The sequence below is a fragment of the Nostoc sp. FACHB-190 genome (genome assembly GCF_014696905.1).
Classification (GTDB): Bacteria; Cyanobacteriota; Cyanobacteriia; order Cyanobacteriales; family Nostocaceae; genus Nostoc_B.
In genome coordinates this window covers 25,380-45,344 of sequence record NZ_JACJQW010000042.1, presented here as the reverse complement: position 1 = coordinate 45,344, position 19,965 = coordinate 25,380, and the positions used below count along the sequence as shown (strand labels likewise).

18 protein-coding genes are annotated in these 19,965 nt (G+C 42.8%); 6 read left to right on the top strand and 12 right to left on the bottom strand.

The genetic code is table 11. The features are described from left to right. Positions 1 to 350: 350 nt before the first annotated feature. Positions 351 to 2,795 (top strand): CHAT domain-containing protein, encoded by a 2,445-nt coding sequence (locus tag H6G28_RS29980; RefSeq protein WP_190676371.1) that lies wholly within the window; start codon positions 351 to 353, stop codon positions 2,793 to 2,795. 496 nt (positions 2,796 to 3,291) lie between these two features. Here the strand turns inward: H6G28_RS29980 and H6G28_RS29975 are convergent, their stop codons facing one another. Beyond that, on the bottom strand, positions 3,292 to 4,542 hold the full coding sequence (locus tag H6G28_RS29975; protein WP_190594648.1) for an HhoA/HhoB/HtrA family serine endopeptidase: 1,251 nt from the start codon (positions 4,540 to 4,542) through the stop codon (positions 3,292 to 3,294). Between the two features lie 423 nt (positions 4,543 to 4,965). On the opposite strand from H6G28_RS29975, the gene H6G28_RS29970 reads away from it, so the two are divergent. Beyond that, positions 4,966 to 5,709: a hypothetical protein gene (locus H6G28_RS29970; protein WP_190676370.1), complete on the top strand. Its 744-nt coding sequence runs from the start codon at positions 4,966 to 4,968 to the stop codon at positions 5,707 to 5,709. Positions 5,710 to 5,908: 199 nt separating this feature from the next. On the opposite strand, the gene asnS is transcribed toward H6G28_RS29970, so the two are convergent. Together asnS and H6G28_RS29960 are read right to left on the bottom strand one after the other, a co-directional pair. Further along, positions 5,909 to 7,300, bottom strand: a complete 1,392-nt coding sequence (asnS, locus tag H6G28_RS29965) for an asparagine--tRNA ligase (RefSeq protein WP_190676368.1) — start codon at positions 7,298 to 7,300, stop codon at positions 5,909 to 5,911. Positions 7,301 to 7,302: 2 nt separating this feature from the next. Continuing rightward, positions 7,303 to 7,671, bottom strand: a complete 369-nt coding sequence (locus H6G28_RS29960; RefSeq protein ID WP_190676366.1) for a sll0565 family protein — start codon at positions 7,669 to 7,671, stop codon at positions 7,303 to 7,305. A gap of 73 nt (positions 7,672 to 7,744) precedes the next feature. On the opposite strand from H6G28_RS29960, the gene H6G28_RS29955 reads away from it, so the two are divergent. Next, entirely contained in the window at positions 7,745 to 8,035 is a 291-nt protein-coding gene (locus H6G28_RS29955; RefSeq protein ID WP_190676364.1) for a DUF6439 family protein, read from the top strand. A 105-nt stretch (positions 8,036 to 8,140) separates the two neighbouring features. Here the strand turns inward: H6G28_RS29955 and H6G28_RS29950 are convergent, their stop codons facing one another. The 6 genes from H6G28_RS29950 to rlmD form a co-directional block, all read right to left on the bottom strand. Further along, positions 8,141 to 8,545 carry a PIN domain-containing protein gene (locus tag H6G28_RS29950; protein WP_190676362.1) on the bottom strand — a complete coding sequence of 135 codons (405 nt, stop codon included), beginning with the start codon at positions 8,543 to 8,545 and terminating at the stop codon, positions 8,141 to 8,143. After that, the gene (locus H6G28_RS29945; protein ID WP_190676359.1) at positions 8,535 to 8,795 is read right to left on the bottom strand and encodes a hypothetical protein; all 261 of its coding nucleotides are present in this window, start codon (positions 8,793 to 8,795) and stop codon (positions 8,535 to 8,537) included. The genes H6G28_RS29950 and H6G28_RS29945 overlap by 11 nt, the downstream gene beginning before the upstream one ends. A 100-nt stretch (positions 8,796 to 8,895) precedes the next feature. Then, positions 8,896 to 9,192 (bottom strand): hypothetical protein, encoded by a 297-nt coding sequence (locus H6G28_RS29940; protein WP_190676357.1) that lies wholly within the window; start codon positions 9,190 to 9,192, stop codon positions 8,896 to 8,898. 199 nt (positions 9,193 to 9,391) lie between these two features. Continuing rightward, positions 9,392 to 9,532 (bottom strand): hypothetical protein, encoded by a 141-nt coding sequence (locus H6G28_RS29935; RefSeq protein WP_190589434.1) that lies wholly within the window; start codon positions 9,530 to 9,532, stop codon positions 9,392 to 9,394. A 431-nt stretch (positions 9,533 to 9,963) separates the two neighbouring features. Next, positions 9,964 to 10,413, bottom strand: a complete 450-nt coding sequence (locus H6G28_RS29930) for an ATP-binding protein (protein ID WP_190594656.1) — start codon at positions 10,411 to 10,413, stop codon at positions 9,964 to 9,966. Positions 10,414 to 10,845: 432 nt separating this feature from the next. Continuing rightward, complete coding sequence (rlmD, locus tag H6G28_RS29925; protein WP_190676356.1) at positions 10,846 to 12,207, bottom strand: 23S rRNA (uracil(1939)-C(5))-methyltransferase RlmD; 1,362 nt, start codon at positions 12,205 to 12,207, stop codon at positions 10,846 to 10,848. Positions 12,208 to 12,359: 152 nt separating this feature from the next. Here rlmD and H6G28_RS29920 point away from each other — a divergent pair, with 152 nt between their 5' ends. Then, entirely contained in the window at positions 12,360 to 12,845 is a 486-nt protein-coding gene (locus tag H6G28_RS29920) for an allophycocyanin subunit alpha-B (protein WP_190594658.1), read from the top strand. On the opposite strand, the gene H6G28_RS29915 is transcribed toward H6G28_RS29920, so the two are convergent. Both H6G28_RS29915 and H6G28_RS37525 read right to left on the bottom strand, forming a co-directional pair. Next, on the bottom strand, positions 12,830 to 13,012 hold the full coding sequence (locus H6G28_RS29915; RefSeq protein ID WP_190594659.1) for a hypothetical protein: 183 nt from the start codon (positions 13,010 to 13,012) through the stop codon (positions 12,830 to 12,832). The genes H6G28_RS29920 and H6G28_RS29915 overlap by 16 nt on opposite strands. Positions 13,013 to 13,177: 165 nt before the next feature. Beyond that, positions 13,178 to 13,303, bottom strand: a complete 126-nt coding sequence (locus H6G28_RS37525) for a hypothetical protein (RefSeq protein WP_277883266.1) — start codon at positions 13,301 to 13,303, stop codon at positions 13,178 to 13,180. A 628-nt stretch (positions 13,304 to 13,931) separates the two neighbouring features. Between H6G28_RS37525 and purL the strand changes: the two genes are divergently transcribed. Further along, on the top strand, positions 13,932 to 16,280 hold the full coding sequence (purL, locus tag H6G28_RS29910) for a phosphoribosylformylglycinamidine synthase subunit PurL (RefSeq protein WP_190676354.1): 2,349 nt from the start codon (positions 13,932 to 13,934) through the stop codon (positions 16,278 to 16,280). A 250-nt stretch (positions 16,281 to 16,530) separates the two neighbouring features. After that, positions 16,531 to 18,021, top strand: coding sequence for an amidophosphoribosyltransferase (gene purF / locus H6G28_RS29905; protein ID WP_190676351.1), 1,491 nt, complete (start codon positions 16,531 to 16,533; stop codon positions 18,019 to 18,021). 358 nt (positions 18,022 to 18,379) lie between these two features. Here the strand turns inward: purF and H6G28_RS29900 are convergent, their stop codons facing one another. Beyond that, positions 18,380 to 19,879, bottom strand: coding sequence for an MBOAT family O-acyltransferase (locus H6G28_RS29900; RefSeq protein ID WP_190676349.1), 1,500 nt, complete (start codon positions 19,877 to 19,879; stop codon positions 18,380 to 18,382). Between the last annotated feature and the right edge of the window lie 86 nt (positions 19,880 to 19,965).

Genomic DNA, 19,965 nt, shown 5'->3' with positions numbered 1-19,965 from the left:
ACTCCATTAATCAGTCTTTGATACTCGCGGACGAGTCTTTGATTCTCGTGAATGAGTCTTTGATACTCGCGGACGAGTCTTTGATTCTCGTGAGCGAGTCTTTGATTCTCGCGGATGAGTCTTGAATACTCGTGAATGAGTCTTTGATACTCGCGGACGAGTCTTGAATACTCGCGGATGAGTCTTGAATACTCATGAATGAGTCTTTGATACTCGCGGACGAGTCTCTGATACTCACTCAGCATTTTGCCATATCACGGGGTGAGAAAATAGAATTTTAATCTCAGGCTAATTTTGGCAATCTGTGGTGGTATTAAAATAAACTTTAACCCTGGCAACAACTCACCGCGATGCACTTCAAACTCTGCAAATATGCCCTCATCGCCTTGCTGACTGCGACTCTCAGCATCAACTTAGATTTACCCAAACTAAATTTTCTCCTCAACTCCAATTCAGTCGCTTCAGCACAAACCCCAGACCCACGGAAAACAGAAGCAGATAAACTGTTTGTGCAAGGTAGTCAGCAATTTGACACCAGTCAATTTGAAGCAGCATTGCAGTCTTGGCAAAAAGCACTTAATATTTACCGAGAAATTAAAGACCGTCAAGCTGAAGGTGCAGCACTAGGCAGTCTCGGTATTGCTTACTATTCACTAGGAGACTACCCCAAAGCCATAGAATACCAGCAGCAGAGTTTAGGCATCGCGCGGGAAATTAAAGACCGTCTGGGTGAGGGCAATGCACTGGGAAATCTCGGTCTTGCTTACCATTTACTAGGAGACTACCCCAAAGCCATTGAGTACCAGCAGCAGAGTTTAGGCATCGCGCGGGAAATCAAAAACCGTCAGGGTGAGGGTGCAACACTGGGAAATCTCGGTATTGCTTACTATTCACTAGGAGACTACCCCAAAGCCATAGAATACCAGCAGCAGCATTTAGCGATCTCGCGGGAAATTAAAGACCGTCAGGGTGAGGGAGCAGCACTAGGCAATCTCGGTGTTGCTTACTATTCTTTAAGAGACTACCCCAAAGCCATTGAGTACCAGCAACAAAGATTAGTGATCGCCCGTGAAATTCAAGACCGTCTCGGTGAGGGACAATCACTAGGCAATCTCGGTGTTGCTTACTATTCTTTAAGAGACTACCCCAAAGCCATTGAGTACCAGCAACAAAGATTAGTGATCGCCCGTGAAATTCAAGACCGTCTCGGTGAGGGACAATCACTAGGCAATCTCGGTGTTGCTTACTATTCTTTAAGAGACTACCCCAAAGCCATTGAGTACCAGCAACAAAGATTAGTGATCGCCCGTGAAATTCAAGACCGTCTCGGTGAGGGACAGTCTTTAAACAATCTAGGACTTGCTTTCTACAAATCTGGTAATCTCGCCACAGCAGAGAAAACGCTGTACGAAGGAATTAAAGTGTATGAATCTCTGCGAGATAAAAAATTATGGGAATCTCTGCGAGATAAAAAATTAGCTGATACCAATAAAGTCTCAATTTTCGAGACACAAAGAAGCACTTACCGTACTTTACAAAACGTCCTCATTGCCCAAAATAAAACCGATGCAGCTTTAGAAATATCAGAACGTGGACGCGCTAGAGCGTTTGTGGAGTTACTATCATCTCGCTTGAACAAATATAACAGTGAAATAAAATCGCTCTCTACACCAACAATCAGCGAGATGAAACAAATTGCCAAACAGCAAAATTCTACCTTGGTGCAGTACTCAATTATTTACGATGACTTCAAAGTAGAAAATCAACAACAATATAAAGAATCAGAACTTTATATTTGGGTAATCAAACCTAACGGTGAAGTCACATTTCACCACCAAGACCTCAAACCATTGTGGCAAAAACAAAACACCAATCTGGCAAATTTAGTTAAAAGCATTCTCGGCACAAACACTCGCCTTTGGAAAAAACCTCTACAGCAACTCCATGAAATTCTGATTCAACCAATCGCTCAAGAATTACCCAAAGACCCTAACGCTCATGTTATCTTTATCCCTCAAGCATCTCTATTTTTTGTGCCTTTTCCGTCCTTAAAAGATGCAGACAATAAATACCTCATTGAAAAACACACCATCCTCACCGCACCATCAATTCAAGTATTAGATTTAACTCATAAACAACGCATCCAAACACGAAACCCATCTAATCAAAACGCCCTAGTTGTTGGTAATCCCATCATGCCCCGTGTCGCTTACAAACCTGGAGACACACCCGAACAATTAGATCCTTTACCCGGTGCAGAAATCGAAGCCAAAGAAGTTGCGCGGCTATTAAATACCAAAGCCATCATCGGTAAAGATGCAACCAAAAACCAAATTTTAAAACTCCTCCCCAAAGCCCGAATTATCCATTTAGCAACTCACGGATGGGCTGATGATACTCGCGGTTTAGGAAGTTGGATTGCATTAGCACCAAACCCAAAAAATCAAAATGAAATAGGTAATGGCTTACTAACTGCTGAAGAAATCCTCGATTTGCGACTGCAAGCCGAGTTATTTGTCATCAGTGCTTGTGAAACTGGAAAGGGACGCATCACCGGCGATGGCGTGATTGGTTTATCTCGTTCGATAATTTCTGCTGGTGTTCCCAGTGTGTTAGTTTCCCTGTGGTTAGTTCCCGATGAAGAAACCCAGTTACTCATGACAGAGTTTTATCAACATCTGCAAAAGAACCCCGATAAAGCCCAAGCATTACGCCAAGCTATGCTAGGCAGAATTAAAGAAAATTCTCTACCAATTAACTGGGCAGCTTTTACATTAATTGGTGAAGCTGAATAAAGCAAACTTTGTCTTTTAATATCAGTAAGTCAGTGGAAATAAACCAAACTATATAGCAGTCCTAAATCATATCATGTCCGGTTAATTAGTTATGATTCCCACAGTCATTGCACCCCACCCCCTAACCCCTCCCCGTTCACGGGGAGGGGAGACAAAACATAGTTTTGGCGGGGTGGGGTTCTTCGGTTTTTATAAGTAATCAAGCGGACATGATATCATTCGTAAACTAAAAGATCCCCGACTTCTTGAAGAAGTCGGGGATCTGAGCCTCTCGATGTTTACAAATCAAATAGGGTTGCTATATTACGAATGCTATTTTTCCTCAGCACTCAGCACTCATCTAGGACTTACGCAAAAAAACGAAAAAATAAGGTTTTAGAACAGGGTACAGGGGTATTAGGGTGTAAGGGTGTAAGTATTCAAAACCCTTACACTCCATACCCTTTCACCCTCACACCCAATCCCCACAGAAAATTTTGATGCGTAAGTCCTGTCATCATTGCACTTGAGTGGGGAAACTACCGGGACGCACAGATAAATTCAGTGTTTGTCCATTACGGCGTAACTCTAAGCGCAAATCTGCACCAATTTGGCTTTTATCAACAGCTTTTTGGACGCTTTCGGCTTCTGTGACAGCGTTACCTTCAATCTTTTGGATGACATCACCTGCGCGTAACCCGGCTTTGGCGGCGGGTGAATTAGGCAGAACTTTCACAACTAAGACACCTTTATCTTCATTAATACTCAAACCACTATTGGGGTCAGAATTAATATTTTGTTTGATTTGTGGGGTTAACCCAATCATTTGAATGCCAAGATAAGGATGCTCGACTTTACCTGTAGAAATTAATTGGTTAGCAATACGTTGTGCTGTCGCAATCGGAATTGCAAAACCTATACCTTGCGCTCCTTGAATAATAGCTGTATTCATGGCAATTACTTCACCACGGGCGTTGAGTAATGGCCCGCCAGAGTTACCAGGATTAATTGCTGCATCAGTTTGAATAAAATCTACTCGCTTATCAGATGCGCCAATTTGGTTGCTGCTGCGTCCGGTGGCGCTGATAATGCCTGTGGTGACTGTATTATCTAATCCTAAAGGATTACCAATTGCGATCGCCCATTCTCCTGGTTGCAATTGTTCAGAGTTACCTACGGTAACAGTCGGCAAATTGTTGGCTTGAATTTTGACAACCGCAACATCTGTTAATTCATCTTTGCCTAAAACCTTACCTTGAAAACTCCGCCCATCTTTGAGAATAACTGTTACTGTATCTGCACCATCAACAACGTGAGCGTTGGTGAGAATTTGACCATCACCACTAATAATAAACCCAGAGCCAGTACCCCGCTCTACTCTTTCTTGGCTTTCTGGTAGTTGTGAACCAAAAAAGCGGCGGAAAAATGGGTCGTTAAATTCTTCTGGTAATTGACTTTTAACAGTACGAGAAGAATTAATTCGCACTACGGCTGGCCCTACCTTCTGCACTACCTGAGTCACAAAATTAGGATCTGTACCCGCAACAATTGGCGGTGCAGCATTCACCCGACTCAAAGCCAAATTTGATGCACTTTGCGACACCTGCGACTGATGGTTAGCCAGATAACCACCAGCTAAGGTCATACCAGAACCTAGCAACACCAATGATAGAGAAGCCGCCGCCTTTCTCCAAGGTGCTGGTTTACGGTATTTGGCATCTGAAGTGCTATTTAATGGGTTATTTCCGTCTGGTATTTGATTTTGCATTGCCGTTTAAAAGGTTATTTTGAATCTATTACTAATGTAGACAGGGTTTATTACACTTTTGTTACAGCCCTGTAGCAAAAGTGTGAAAATGTGACTATTTTCCTACTCAAGAGCCTTTCTACTAGCTTACACACCTATACTCTTACCCCTATGCACCCATTCTCAACCGTCTTTGTGCATAAGTCCTGATTTATCTAGTAGTCTGCCAAGGAAACTTTGCGTTGTGGTCAGCAGAGGAGCAGAGGGGCAGAGGGGCAGGGGGGAAAGACTTACTGCAAGTTTCTCCCCTGCTCCCCTGCTCCCTTGCTCCCTTGCTTACCTCCACGTAGCAATTTTGGGTTGGTACACTACTAGTGCAGAATTGGCACTGAGAAGAATTTGTGTTAAGGTGTCGTCTTTTACAGGGTTCCCTACTCACAAACCATGACGAAGCGCCACCAATTACCCAAATCTCTAGCATTTTTATGTTTATTCGCAGCATTAGGAATTGATTTAGTCAATCCTCAAGTTGTTGCCCAAACGAGTATTAGGACATCTTTTGGCAAAGGTGTAGCATTTACCTGCAATGACAGCGAAGCCAGCATCAAAGCGAAAAATGGGCCAAAAATATCAATAGGTGCAAAAACTATTTACATTGGTTATCAACAAGTAACATCCCTAAACAAAGACCCCCGCATCATTCGCTTTGATAATGGTGTAAAAAAATGGTGTCGCAATGACTACGAAACCACCAATGATGATGGTACAGGCTATGGGTTGTTATGGGATGGCAATAACGTTTTATATGGCGTTTTTTCTTCGACTGGTAGCCAGACTGGTAACGATTTTCGTCGCTTTGCTAAGAACGGTTGGCTATCTTCTTATGGTAGTGGTGGCGGTGCCAAAGTAGCCGTTATTGCCAGGATTAATCCTAGTAATGGTAGCGTTTTATCTGCGACGTTTGTCTCTGCAAGAAAGCCAAGTGATGGGAAAAGTAATTCTTTAGCAGTAACTAACTTATCATGGAACGGCACAACCTTAAGAGTACTGGCAGATTCATGGTCTAATCCACGGCGTGCTGATAAAAATTCCATGACTTGCGCTGGTGCATCACCTTATAAATACACCGCCGTATTTACTGGTGATTTAACAAAAGCAAACTCGGCTTCCGCAGTTAATTGTAATTAAGAAGGTTACGGGTTACAGGCAATACGGTTCAGTTAAGAGAATAGTAGGTTGGGTGTAGCGATAGCGTAACCCAACAAAGCCTTGAAAATGTTGGGTTCCGTTCCTCCACCCAACCTACACCTGCTCTACCTATCAAATAATGAACTCCCCACACCTCCCACACCTCCCACACTCCCCACACCTTCTTTTCTATCCCTAACTAAAATTCAGCATTTTGTGGTGTGCGGGGGAATGGAATCACATCACGAATATTTCCCATACCTGTCATAAACTGCACAAGTCTTTCAAAACCTAAGCCAAAACCCGCATGAGGTACAGTTCCAAAACGGCGCAAGTCTAAATACCACCATAAGTCTTCGGGTTTCATTCCTTGCGCTATTACCCGACGTTCCAGCACGTCTAAACGTTCTTCTCTTTGGGAACCGCCGATAATTTCCCCAATTTTGGGTGCGAGAATATCCATTGCCCGGACGGTTTTTTCATCGTCATTTAACCGCATATAAAATGCTTTGATTTGCGCGGGATAATCTGTGACAATTACTGGCTTTTTAAATAATTGTTCTGCTAGATAACGCTCATGTTCTGATTGTAAGTCTAAGCCCCAACTTACAGGATAATCAAATTTAACATCTGCTTTTTCTAATAGTTTGATAGCATCTGTATAAGTCAGACGTTCAAATTGATTGTTAACAATATTTTCGGCTGTGGCTAAAACTGTATTATCAATGCGTTCGTTAAAAAACTGCATATCTTCTGGGCATTTTTCTAATACATAATTAAAAATATGTTTGAGAAATGCCTCGGCTAAATCCATATCACCTTCTAAATCGCAAAATGCCATTTCTGGCTCAACCATCCAAAATTCTGCGAGGTGGCGAGAGGTGTTAGAATTTTCAGCGCGGAAGGTGGGGCCGAAGGTGTAGACGTTGGAAAACGCCATCGCCATAACTTCTGCTTCTAACTGTCCACTAACTGTTAAATATGTGGGTTTAGCAAAAAAGTCTTGAGTGTAATCTATAGCTTGGTTGTCAGTGCGGGGGACGTTTTTGAGATCGAAACTGGTGACGCTAAATAATTCACCTGCTCCTTCGCAATCACTGGCGGTAATAATGGGGGTGTGTACCCATAAAAATCCGCGTTCTTGGAAAAATTGGTGAATGGCTGTGGAACAAGCGTTTCTGACGCGGAACACTGCACCAAAGGAATTGGTACGCGATCGCAAATGTCCAATTGTGCGTAAAAATTCAAATGAGTGGCGTTTCTTTTGCAATGGATAAGTTTCGGGATCAGCTTCACCGTAGACTTTCACCGCCTCGGCTTTTAATTCAATACGCTGTCCTTTCCCTTGGGAAGCTACCAATACACCGTGAACTTCCACCGACGCACCTGTATTCAGTCTTTTCAAAATCGCCTCATAGTCTGGCAAATCTTGATTGATGACAACTTGCAAATTCGCTAGTGATGAACCATCATTGACTTCAATAAAGGCAAATCCTTTCAAGTCACGCTTTGTTCTTACCCAGCCTTGAACTACAAGAGACTCATCAGGTTGACCACTTCGCAATATTTCTGCAACTCGTCTATTTACCATATTTACCCAGCACAGGATTTTAATATCCAGCCTATGATAACGCCCATTCCACCAAAGCGGACGGCTTGCCAGAAAGGTTTTTTCAAGCTACGCCAAGAAAATAACCGACTTTCTAAATTGATTTCTAGCAAATCCAACTGCTTTTGAATTTGTTTTAACTCAGCTTTGATTTCTGGCGTTTGGGGTTTATTGTCCCTTAGTTCTTGTTGGCGTTGTTGCCATTCTGCCTTTTGCTGTTGATCCTGCTTAACTTGAGTGTATCGTTCTTTAATTAAGATGAGCGATCGCTCTACTTCTGCTAATTCTTGCTCAAAATCCGGCTCTTGATTTTCTTCGGCTGAAGGATTATGTGATTTTTTAGGCGGCTTCATTGACTGATAGTAAATTAAGATTAATCTAATGCCAATAGTTGAAAGTTACTAATCAATCCCCAAATTTATAGATATGGAATCTCTTAATACTCAGCACTCAGCACTCAGCACTCAAGAACTCAGCACTCAAGAACTAGCACAAGTCCTTATGGAAAGACTCACCATCTCTCCTAACGATTGGCATCGCCTCAAGTCTAACCGCAATTCTCGTGCTAGTGAACAAGTGGCGGCGGCGCTGGTATATCTCCTCAAAAACCAGCCAGAAGAAGCCCTTCCCCGCTTAGAACAAGCTGTAGGTTGGTTAGATAAATCAATATCTGCACCCCCATGTCCGACACATGGACATAAGGGACAAGGAAGTTAACTAGTTTTTAATAATACTGTTGATGAGCGATCGCATTTCTTACTTTACCGGAGAGTGCGATCGCTTTTCCCTTAATTGCTCAATCGGAATTTAGGTTTATTGAAATCAAATCGAGATAATTTGGAGAGCTTTAACTCGGTGCATTGGCTTGGTTGGTTTTTCAGTAGTAATTAGTTCATCAGCTTTGAGCCAAACAGTAGCAGCAACATGAAGTGCATCCATCGCCGCTAAACCGTAAATACAGGCCAGTTGATGAGCATCTTTTGTGATTTGCTCCAAGTCTATCGCCCAATCACTAACAGCATTGAAGAAGGTTTCGTAGAAGTCTGTTTCGTTTTGCTGTTGGTTATAAATTGCTTTGGGGAGTACTTCTAACTTGACAAATTGACTCGATACAAATTCTCTATTTGCGTCATTGAGAATGCTATTTGCTCGAATACTGATTGATTCCACTCCCCTAAAAGCAGTGATCAGAACTCCAGAATCGATGTAAGTTTTCTTACGACTCACTGTATCCACCCCGACGTTCAGCAAGCTCTTGTTCAATTTCTGCTTCGTTAAGTAATTTTATTCCAGAGGCGATCGCTTGTTGACGAATTGCCCACAATTTCTTGGCTAAAGGCGTTTGTGGAATATATTCTTTGTTGATTGCTGTTGTTTTTGATTGAGATTTTAGGGTTTCAACAAACTCTAAAACCATTTGCTGCTTTTCGGGGGTGAGTTCTCGCCAGCTTTCAAGTAATTGTTCTTCTTTTCCCATAATCCAACTCACTATAGATGTTTTAATTGTGCCTCATATTGTTGCTGAATATTTGAAAATCACCCCGACTGTAGAAAAAAGCCGGGGTAGTTGTGGTTAGTTATGCAACTAAAATTTGACGGATTAAAATACTCATCACTTGATTAGGGTTGTCGGTTGGAATGAGTGGACTCCAATCGCCCACCTCTGCATAACCGATCGCCTGCAAATAATGTATTGTACTGGTGACAGCTTTGGGTGAACCAATCAACAAATGTTTAATGGGTTCTCTGTTGGGTAATGGCTGTTGATTAGATGCTTTGGGAGTATGTGCATCAAAATTTTCCCTTCTCAAAAATTGCTCTGGTGGTGTTTGAGCAGAATTTTGATCATCACCGAATTTATGTTCTTGTGCCATGATAATAATCGACTCCTATTTAGGTGTTGGAAGAAAGGCGATTGCAGACTTTGACAGGACGGCGATCGCCTTTCTCATGCTATCTATAATAAAGTATAAAAGTATACGTGTCAACTACTTGCTTAAATATTTTTATAAATGATTAAATCTGGATAAATGTCAGTTTATAAAGGTATTGGAATAAGGATGAGAAAAATTTTTAGGATTTATTGATTGTATTAAAATAAAAAGCATATTCAGCAATTTCAAGTAGGTTGGGTGTAGCGATAGCGTAACCCAACAGAGTCTTGAGAATGTTGGGTTCCATTCCTCCACCCAAGCTACACCTGAATTGAGCCATAGCATCACAACTTTATGTTGTAACGACAGAATGTTTATTAGATAATGCTGTTGATGAGCGATCGCACTGATTTGTAGTGTTTACAAAGCGAATCGTAGACACCCGGAGGGTGGCTTCCCGCAGGGTAGTGAAACCCAAGAAATGCTATGAATAAAACCGCAAAACTTTCAATTAAACAAATATCTCAATTCTCAGGGTAAAATTGACGCTGCAATTATTTTACTTATTAAAATATTCTCTCAAAATATCATAATTTGATGTTGGGTTACGGCGCAATCTATATTTGCCGTATTGTTTTCAATAAGTTTAGGTATTCATAGAATAATGTAGAGACGTTACATGTAACGTCTCTACATATTTTTGGGTTTTATGCTTGTACCTTATGTACCCGAAACATACGGTATGTTAAATTTCACACTTCACCCGTTTCCTCATCGCCTTAAAGACAACCGGGGGCGATTTTCCATTTGTTTACACAATCGTAATTCTGTACCTCTGCGGCTCCATTCTACTTGATCAAAAATTTGATGGAGCAAACATAAACCGCGACCACTTTCCGATTCATCTGGTGGTAAATAATCTACCGCTTCTTTATCAGAACTTGGTTCTGGTGTAAAGCCTTGACCTTGGTCTGAAATTACCCACCAATATTGATTATCTATCAACGAAAAACGCACTACAACTCTTTTACTAGGATCAAGATTATTACCATGTTTAGCGGCATTGACTAAGGCTTCTTGGAGTCCTAGCCGCAATTCTGCTTGTAATTTAGCTGGAATTTCTGCCAGCAGTAAATCTAGTATGGGACAAAGATAGAGAGTAGAGGCAAAACTAAGTGTGCCCCAATAACGTCCGACTGGACGAAGCGAAATACTAATCACAAGAGAAACCCCATAGCTTTCAGTTAGCTAGACATCAGTTTGCTTGTACGCGCACCCTGACAAAGTTGGAGGTGGTCATGCTGCCTTCAAACTTGCGTCTTTTATACTAGTTTTGAAAATGCTAGGGAGCATTTACTCTGTTTATGAACTTTGATTGTCGATACATAAAACGGCTTTTGAAATTCTGCGATCGCAGCCAGCAAATTAAAATATGCTGAAAGTTTTTGAGAACTATAAAAGTGAGTTTTGTATTGCCGATTCTTATATCAGACAACCTTATTCATAATCAATGAGAGTCTATGCAACTTTAGTTGTTTTAACAAAATCATTTCTATGTTTTAGGTTAATTCGATTTTAGCATTGTTACTATGCAAGAGACTACAAATTTGCAATTTAAGATTTTGATAAAGAGTTAGTACTCTTATTTAAATGTCATAACACAAGAAAGGCAGCAGCTTCTACATGAGAGGTTTGTGGAAAAAAATCAGCAGGTTGCACCCTTGTAACTTTATATATGCCTCCTTCACATAACAACTTCAGGTCACGCGCAAGTGTGGCTACTTTACAGCTGACGTAAACGATGCGGGCAGGTTTCGATCGCAGTAATGAATCGATGACAGTGCGATCGCATCCCTTACGTGGTGGATCAAGTATGACCACATCAGGTATTATTCCCATTTGCGGCAGTAAATTCTCTACCGCACCGACTTGAAATGTAACGTTATGTATACTATTGCGATTCGCATTCAAAATTGCTTGTTCAACTGCTTCGGCTTGTAATTCCAGTCCAAATGCTTGGCGTACCTGCTGGGCTAAAGGCAGTGTTAAGGTTCCAATGCCACAATAAGCGTCAACTAGTACCTCATGTCCTTGGAGGTTAAGTTCTGTCTGAATGACTTCTAAGAGTGCTTCGGCTGTTTCAGTAGAAACTTGGAAAAATGTATCGGGGCGGACTTGAAATTCTAAATTGGCGAATTCTTCTCTCAGATAAGGAACTCCAGCAATAGTGCGAGTTTCCCTACCAAAAATGGCATTAGTGCGTTCTGGGTTGCGATTTAAAGAAACTCCCACCAATTGGGGATATCGCTGCAACCAAACCTCGGCTTGTTCCGTAATTCCCGCTAAATTCCACTCAGTAACCACCAAAGTCAACAGCATTTCTCCCGTGCGGCGGCCGATGCGTAAACCTAAATGGCGAATTTGCCCTTGGTGACGTTGTTCGTTGTAAATTTTCCAGCCACGTTTTTGAATGTCTTGCTTGACTTCTGCAAGCAGAGGATTTAAGCGAGAATCCTGCACAGGGCATTGATTTAAGTTCACTAAATGGTGACTACCCTTTTGGTAATATCCAGCCTGTACTTGCCCGGTAGTAGAAACACTGACCGGATAAGTAGATTTATTGCGGTATCCCAGGGGTGACACAGCCGCCAATACAGGCTCTACTGATGGTGCAGTAAAACCACCGATACGCTGCAAAGCCTGAATAACTTGATTGCGTTTCGCTTCTAGCTGATATTCATAATCAATATGCTGCCACTGACAACCACCACACTTATCAGCCACAATGCAGCTTGGGCGGATGCGGTGGGGTGATGGCTGCAATAGCTGGATGAGTTTGCCGTGAGCATATTTTGGCTTGACATGCAGTAAACGTACCACGACGCGATCGCCAGGGACAGTATCTGGCACAAATACCACACGCTCATCATAGCGACCGACCCCATCACCAGTGTCACTGAGGTCAGCGATCGCAACTTCAATTAATTCACCCTGTTTCCAAATATTGTTCGTCATTTGTCAATAGTCATTTGTCATTTGTCAAGAGATTGAAGTTTAATTTCATACTTCATACTTCACACTTCACACTTCATACTTTGATTTCCCTTCCCCTCTGTACCTCCAACTCGTTAAACTAGCAAATAATATTTCTCGTGATTACAATAATCATGACTGTAATTAGCCAAGTTATTCTCAAAGCCGACGACGAACTGCGTTATCCCAGCAGTGGCGAACTCAAAAGTATCAAAGACTTTTTGCAAACAGGTGAGCAACGGACTCGTATTGCTGCTACCCTTTCCGAAAATGAAAAAAAGATAGTTCAGGAAGCCACCAAGCAACTTTGGCAGAAGCGCCCTGATTTTATCGCACCCGGTGGCAATGCCTACGGTGAACGCCAACGTGCATTGTGTATCCGTGACTTTGGCTGGTATTTACGCCTGATTACCTATGGCGTACTTGCTGGTGACAAAGAACCAATTGAAAAAATCGGTTTAATTGGTGTGCGCGAAATGTACAACTCCCTTGGTGTTCCCGTTCCTGGAATGGTAGAAGCCATCAGTTGTCTGAAAAAAGCCTCCCTTGACTTACTCAGTGCAGACGACGCAGCAGCAGCAGCACCATACTTTGATTACATCATTCAAGCGATGTCATAAGCCAAAGTTTGTTTTGCTTCTTTAGATGTGTCTTCCTGAGTTGAAAGTGCTGAGGAGCCACTGCGTTGGGCGGCTCTGCCGACTCCCTCAGTGGCGTTGCTGAGTTGAAAGTGCTGAGTAAACACACTAGTCGCCCTTTCATGCTTGGCTTTTGAAATCAGTTTCATCAGGACTGTCTCTTAAAGTGAGTGCTGAGTGTTAGCACTCAAAACATAACAACTCTAATTTGATCATACTCTCCCCACATTTGGTAGTGGCTTTGGCCATCTCTGTGTCTAGCTATCAACCAACTGTGGGGAAATTTTATTTGGTCATTAGTCATTAGTCATTAGTCAATGGTCACTCCCCACACTTCCCCCACTCCCCACACTTCCCACACTCCCCACACCTCCCACACTCCCCACACCTCCCACACCTCCCACACTCCCCACACCTCCCACACCTCCCACACCTCCCACACTCCCCCCACTCCCCCAACTCCCAAATACAAAAAGCCGACAGTTTTTTATCAAAGCTGTCGGCGATTAGTGTGTTCCCTATTAATGACTCGGCTAGAGTTCAGTTGTATGTAATTATGCCAATTTGGCAAAGGGCGAGAGACGATCTCAATCATGTTTCTATGTGATTGTCGTCACTTGAGTGTTACTATCGAGCGGTATCTACTTAAGTGTGTAACAACGGACAAGCTTAGAGCTACAACAGCAGTTACAGATGGGGAAAAACAAAGCACAAATAGCCAATGACTTAGGACTTACGCATAAAAACGAAAAATCAAGAGTTTTGGCGATGGTGTAGGGGTAGAGGGTATAGGGGTGTATGTATCTAAAACCTTTACGCCACAAACCCTTACACCCAATCTTCATAGACAATCTTTGTGTGTAAGTCCTGTGACTATAGGACTCATAATTTGATTTATGAAAAAAGCCAGTACGCCCAAATAAGACTTCTTGCCTACTCCCTACTCCCCACTCCCTACTCCCCACTCCCCATTCCCTGCCCATACAACTAGATTCAGAAATCAAACCGAATTTTTATATTGACCATTAACTATAAAATAGTCTTCTGTCCCCTTGGTGCATTATTCCCATGACCACCACCCCCAAAGATCCGTTTTCTCCCAAAGAAATTGCCGCCGAAGGTATTAAGCCCGAAGAATATGCAGAAATTGTGCGACGTTTAGGCCGCCATCCTAACAAAGCAGAACTGGGAATGTTTGGGGTGATGTGGTCAGAACATTGCTGTTACAAAAATTCCCGACCCTTACTCAAACAATTTCCGACCACAGGCCCCCGCATTCTCGTAGGCCCTGGTGAAAATGCGGGTGTGGTTGACCTGGGTGAAGGACTACGCCTCGCTTTTAAAATTGAATCTCATAACCATCCCTCTGCCGTTGAACCCTTCCAAGGAGCTGCCACAGGTGTCGGTGGTATCCTCAGAGATATTTTTACAATGGGTGCGCGTCCCATTGCTTTGTTAAACTCATTGCGCTTTGGTTCTCTCGATGATCCGAAAACCCAAAGGCTATTTACTGGGGTAGTAGCAGGAATCAGCCATTATGGCAACTGTGTTGGCGTAGCCACAGTTGGTGGCGAAGTATACTTTGACCCTGCTTATGCAGGAAATCCTTTAGTTAACGTCATGGCTTTGGGATTGATGGAAACGCCGGAAATTGTCAAATCTGGGGCATCGGGCATTGGTAATCCTGTATTGTATGTGGGTTCTACCACCGGACGCGATGGGATGGGTGGCGCAAGTTTCGCCAGTGCCGAATTAACTGATGCGTCAATGGATGACCGTCCGGCGGTGCAAGTCGGCGACCCATTTTTAGAAAAGTCGTTAATTGAAGCTTGTCTAGAAGCGTTTAAAACTGGCGCAGTGGTTGCCGCCCAGGATATGGGTGCAGCCGGTATCACCTGCTCTACCTCAGAAATGGCAGCCAAGGGCGGTGTCGGCATTGAATTAGATTTAAATAAGATTCCGGTGCGGGAAACTGAGATGGTTCCCTACGAATATTTACTGTCGGAATCGCAAGAACGAATGTTGTTTGTTGCCCACAAAGGCCGGGAACAGGAGTTAATTGATATTTTCCATCGGTGGGGGCTTCAAGCGGTTGTGGCTGGGACAGTAATTGCAGAACCCATCGTCAGGATTTTATTCCGGGGGAAAATTGCGGCAGAAATTCCGGCTGATGCTTTGGCAGAAAATACGCCACTTTACGAACGTGAGTTATTGGCAGAACCGCCAGAATACGCCCGCCAAGCTTGGACATGGACAGCAGATAGTTTACCTGCTTGCACAACTGCGGGGATCGGTAGCCACAGTTGGAATCATATCTTATTGACTTTACTCAATACACCCACGATCGCCTCGAAAAATTGGGTATACCGTCAGTACGACCATCAAGTACAAAACAACACTGTCGTCCTTCCCGGTGGTGCAGATGCGGCTGTGGTGCGTTTAAGACCATTAGAAGCCATCCCCAATCTCACATCACCAAATCTGAAATCTGCCGTTGCTGCTACGGTAGATTGCAATCCCCGCTATGTTTACCTTGATCCCTATGAGGGTGCTAAGGCTGTCGTTGCCGAAGCCGCCCGCAACCTCAGTTGTGTGGGTGCAGAACCATTAGCTGTTACCGATAACCTGAATTTTGGCAGTCCCGAAAAACCCATTGGTTATTGGCAATTAGCTGAAGCTTGTCGCGGTTTAGCAGAAGGTTGTCGAGAACTAGCCACACCAGTCACAGGGGGAAATGTCTCTCTTTACAATGAAACTGTCGATTCTCAAGGCAACCCCCAACCAATTTATCCGACTCCTGTGGTGGGAATGGTGGGTTTAATTCCTGATTTCACTAAAATTTGCGGTCAAGCTTGGCAAGCAAGCGGTGATGCGATTTATTTACTAGGGTTAACTGTACAGTCCAAAGTGGAATTAGGCGCATCAGAATATCTGGCTACCATCCACAATACTGTAGCTGGCAGACCACCAAGGGTAAATTTTGACTTGGAACGCCGTGTGCAGCAGGTTTGCCGTGATGGTATTCGTTCTGGTTGGGTGCGTTCAGCCCATGATTGCGCTGAGGGTGGATTAGTTGTGGCTTTGGCAGAATCTTCGATTACTGGCAATTTGGGAGCAGAAGTACAATTAGAAATTTCGCCAAATCAGTTACCGCGTTTGGATGAAGTGCTATTTGGTGAAGCTGGCGCAAGAATTATTGTTTCTGTGGGATCAGAACACCAAGAAATCTGGGAATCATATTTACAAGAACATCTGCCTCAAGAATGGCAAAAATTAGGCATCGTTGGTAATTATGGTGCTGGTTTGACGGTTTTAACTACCGATAACCAGACCTTAATCGCAGTTAGTATGGAAGATATGAAGGATCGTTACAATCATGCGATCGCTAAACGTCTAGCTGCACACACTCAGTCCTAAAAAAGTATCTCGTCTGAAGTCAAAAATTTCACACTTCAGACTTCATACTTCAGACTTCTTAGGGTACTGTTTTAATAAGTGGTTAAAGATTTGTTAAGAATAGACCATAACACTTTCAAAAAGTGAATGCGGAGACGGATTGCTCAAAAGGTTACATACTCACCGTTTGACAACCCAAAATCCCAAATGGTACAGCCACCTCAAGCCATAACCCCAGTGACTTGACACCCCAATCAGGAGCAAAGCCAGCATGATTCCCATTGATTCTGTGACTTCGGATGAATACCCCGAATCTCATTTCAACTCAAATAATGACCGTCCTGACAAGCCCGAAGAAGCTTGCGGTGTCTTTGGAATTTACGCACCAGGAGAAGACGTTGCCAAACTAACCTACTTTGGATTGTATGCCCTCCAGCACAGGGGTCAAGAATCTGCTGGCATTGCCACCTTTGAGGGGACAAAAGTCCATCTACACAAAGATATGGGCTTGGTGTCTCAAGTCTTCAACGAATCTATTTTAGAAGAATTGCCGGGAAATCTTGCTGTTGGTCACACCCGCTATTCCACCACTGGTTCTAGCCGCAAAGTGAATGCTCAACCTGCTGTAGTTGAGACTCGCTTAGGCAATTTAGCTCTAACACATAACGGTAATCTTGTCAATACAACACAATTACGTGATGAATTGGTTAAGAGCAATTTTAACTTAGTCACGACAACTGACTCAGAAATGATTGCCTTTGCGATCGCCGAAGCAGTCAACGCTGGTGCAGATTGGCTAGACGGCGCAATTCAAGCCTTTCACCGTTGCCAAGGAGCCTTTAGTTTAGTTATTGGTACACCAGTTGGGGTAATGGGAACCCGTGATCCTAATGGTATTCGTCCTTTGGTAATTGGTACCGTGGGGACAAATCCCGTTCGTTATGTCTTGTCTTCGGAAACTTGCGGTTTAGACATTATTGGGGCTGAATACCTACGAGATGTTGAACCGGGAGAATTAGTTTGGATAACCGAAGAAGGTTTGGCTTCCTTCCATTGGAGTCGAAAGCCGCAACGTAAATTGTGCATCTTTGAAATGATTTACTTTGCCCGTCCTGATAGCGTGATGCACAACGAAAGTTTATATAGCTATCGGATGCGCTTAGGCAGACAACTCGCGGCTGAATCTAATGTTGAAGCTGATATTGTGTTTGGCGTACCTGATTCTGGTATCCCCGCAGCGATAGGATTTTCCCAAGCTTCCGGTGTTAGTTATGGCGAAGGCTTGATTAAAAATCGCTACGTTGGGCGCACTTTTATTCAACCAACTCAAAATATGCGCGAGTCTGGTATTCGGATGAAACTCAACCCGCTTAAAGATGTCTTGGCGGGTAAACGAGTTGTGATTGTGGATGATTCAATTGTGCGGGGTACTACCAGCCGCAAATTAGTCAAAGCCTTGCGTGATGCGGGTGCGGCTGAAGTTCACATGCGAATTTCTTCACCCCCTGTCACTCATCCTTGCTTTTATGGCATTGATACTGATAGCCAAGATCAATTAATTGCGGCTACCAAATCCGTTGCCGAAATTGCCCAACAATTAGAAGTAAATTCTCTCGCCTACCTCAGTTGGGAAGGAATGCTGAAAGCAACAGGAGAAGACACCAATAGTTTTTGTTCTGCTTGCTTTACAGGAGATTACCCAGTGGCTATTCCTGAACAAGTGAAGCGTTCTAAATTGATTTTAGAGAAGGTGGTAGTTTAAATTCTCAAAAGAATTCAGAATTCAGGAGTCAGAATTCTGAATGAGAATAGTCTCTAGGCGCTACGGTGTAAACACACATCTGAGTTGAGTGCATCTGTCCCGCCTCGGAATTAATTCCGAGTCTCATAGCGCAAGTTCTCTAAAGAGAACTCAAAAAGGATTTTATTCCAGTCCACTTGAGTGGACTTTGGCTATGAGCCTGGAACTTTAGTTCTAGGCGGGAAGGGCTTCAACATAGAAATTTTGGACTTGTGTATGCGCCGCAGCACCTTTTAGTAGAGGGAGGCTCTTAGGAAAATTTCTATAGAATTCAAGTTAACCTGTAACCTGTAACCTATCACCTATCACCTGTCATAAACTAAAAATCAAAATAGATGTAAGGTAGACCGCCTTCGGGAGCTAGTAACCAGACAATATAAAAACATAAAGGTACGAAAACCAGCTTGATAGGCCAGTTTAACTCTAGTTTTAATCGACCGTTCACAGCATAGACCAAGGCCATACAAGCCGCTAAAATTCCCAATAACCAAGAGAGTTGATAAGGGCTAATAGTTAAAGCTTCTACATATACTTTTTGGGCGAACTGTGCATCAGCTTTGTAACCCCAAAGGTGTTGAATTGCTAAAGAAGAATCTTGAAGATTGGGTAAACGAAACCAAATCCAAGAAGTGAAAACCATCAACTGTGTCAATAGCCAAGCAATAAATATACCAATAGGATTTTGCCAGAATTGGGCTAGTTTTTCGTTGCGATCGCTCCAATCATCTGTGATTCGATGTACGGCTAAAGCAATACCGTGGAGAATACCCCACACAAAGAAACCCCAGGCGGAACCGTGCCAAATACCTGCAATTACCATCACCAGGAATAAATTCCAGCAGGTACGCATCAAACCGCGACGAGAACCACCCAAAGGAAAGTAAACATAGTTCCGCAACCAATCACCTAAAGTTATATGCCAGCGTCGCCAAAAATCAGCAATGCTAGTACTAAAGTAAGGAAAATCAAAATTTTCTGGCAAAACTAAACCAAATAGCAATGCTGTACCACGGGCAATATCTACATAGCCATTAAAATCTAAATACAGTTGCAAACCATAAGCAAAAGTCGCCAACCACAAATCAGTACTACCTGCGCGGGGCAAATTCCCAAAACATAAATCAACAAAAATCCCCAAATTATCTGCCAAGAGTCCTTTTTTAATTGCACCTCTAGCAATTAACCATAATGCTTCTGTACCTCTCTCGGCTGTGGGAAATTGCAGTGTATTAAATTGAGTTGCTAAGTTGTGATAGCGGGTAATTGGCCCGGAAATTAGTTTGGCAAAAAAGAGTTTATATGTCGCAAATTTGAGAAAATGGTCAGTAGCCGGAGCGCCACGATAAACATCGATTAGATAAGCAATACACTCAAAGGTAAAAAATGAAATTCCCAACGGTGCAATAACTTTAAAAGATGTTTCCGGTGAACTTGATTGGATAGGAAAAACTAAGTTTAATATCGGCGAAATATATTTAAATCCTAGAAGTAATAAAACATTTAATACTATACCTAGCGATAACAATTTCAGACGGCGACTATTCCAATCAGCATTGGCATATTGCCATTCTTCATTAGATATGCGCCAATCAAGACTATGGTCTCCCGGCGAAGTATTTTTGCCGATTTCTCTACCTAAGCGAAAGTTAATAAAGGTCAGTGCTAATAACAGTGGGATGTATTGAATACTCCAAGAAGCATAAAAGGCAATACTAGCAATTAATAAAATCCACAATCGCCATTTTTGTTCGGCAACAGTCCAGTAAATGCCTAATATACTCAGCAGAAATATGGCGTAAGAAATTGAAATAAAGTTCATATTTTGGTCATTGGTCAATTGTCATTTGTCATTTGCTATAAAGCAGGAGGTAGTGGTTCGGCTATACCTCATTACTCAAAACGTAC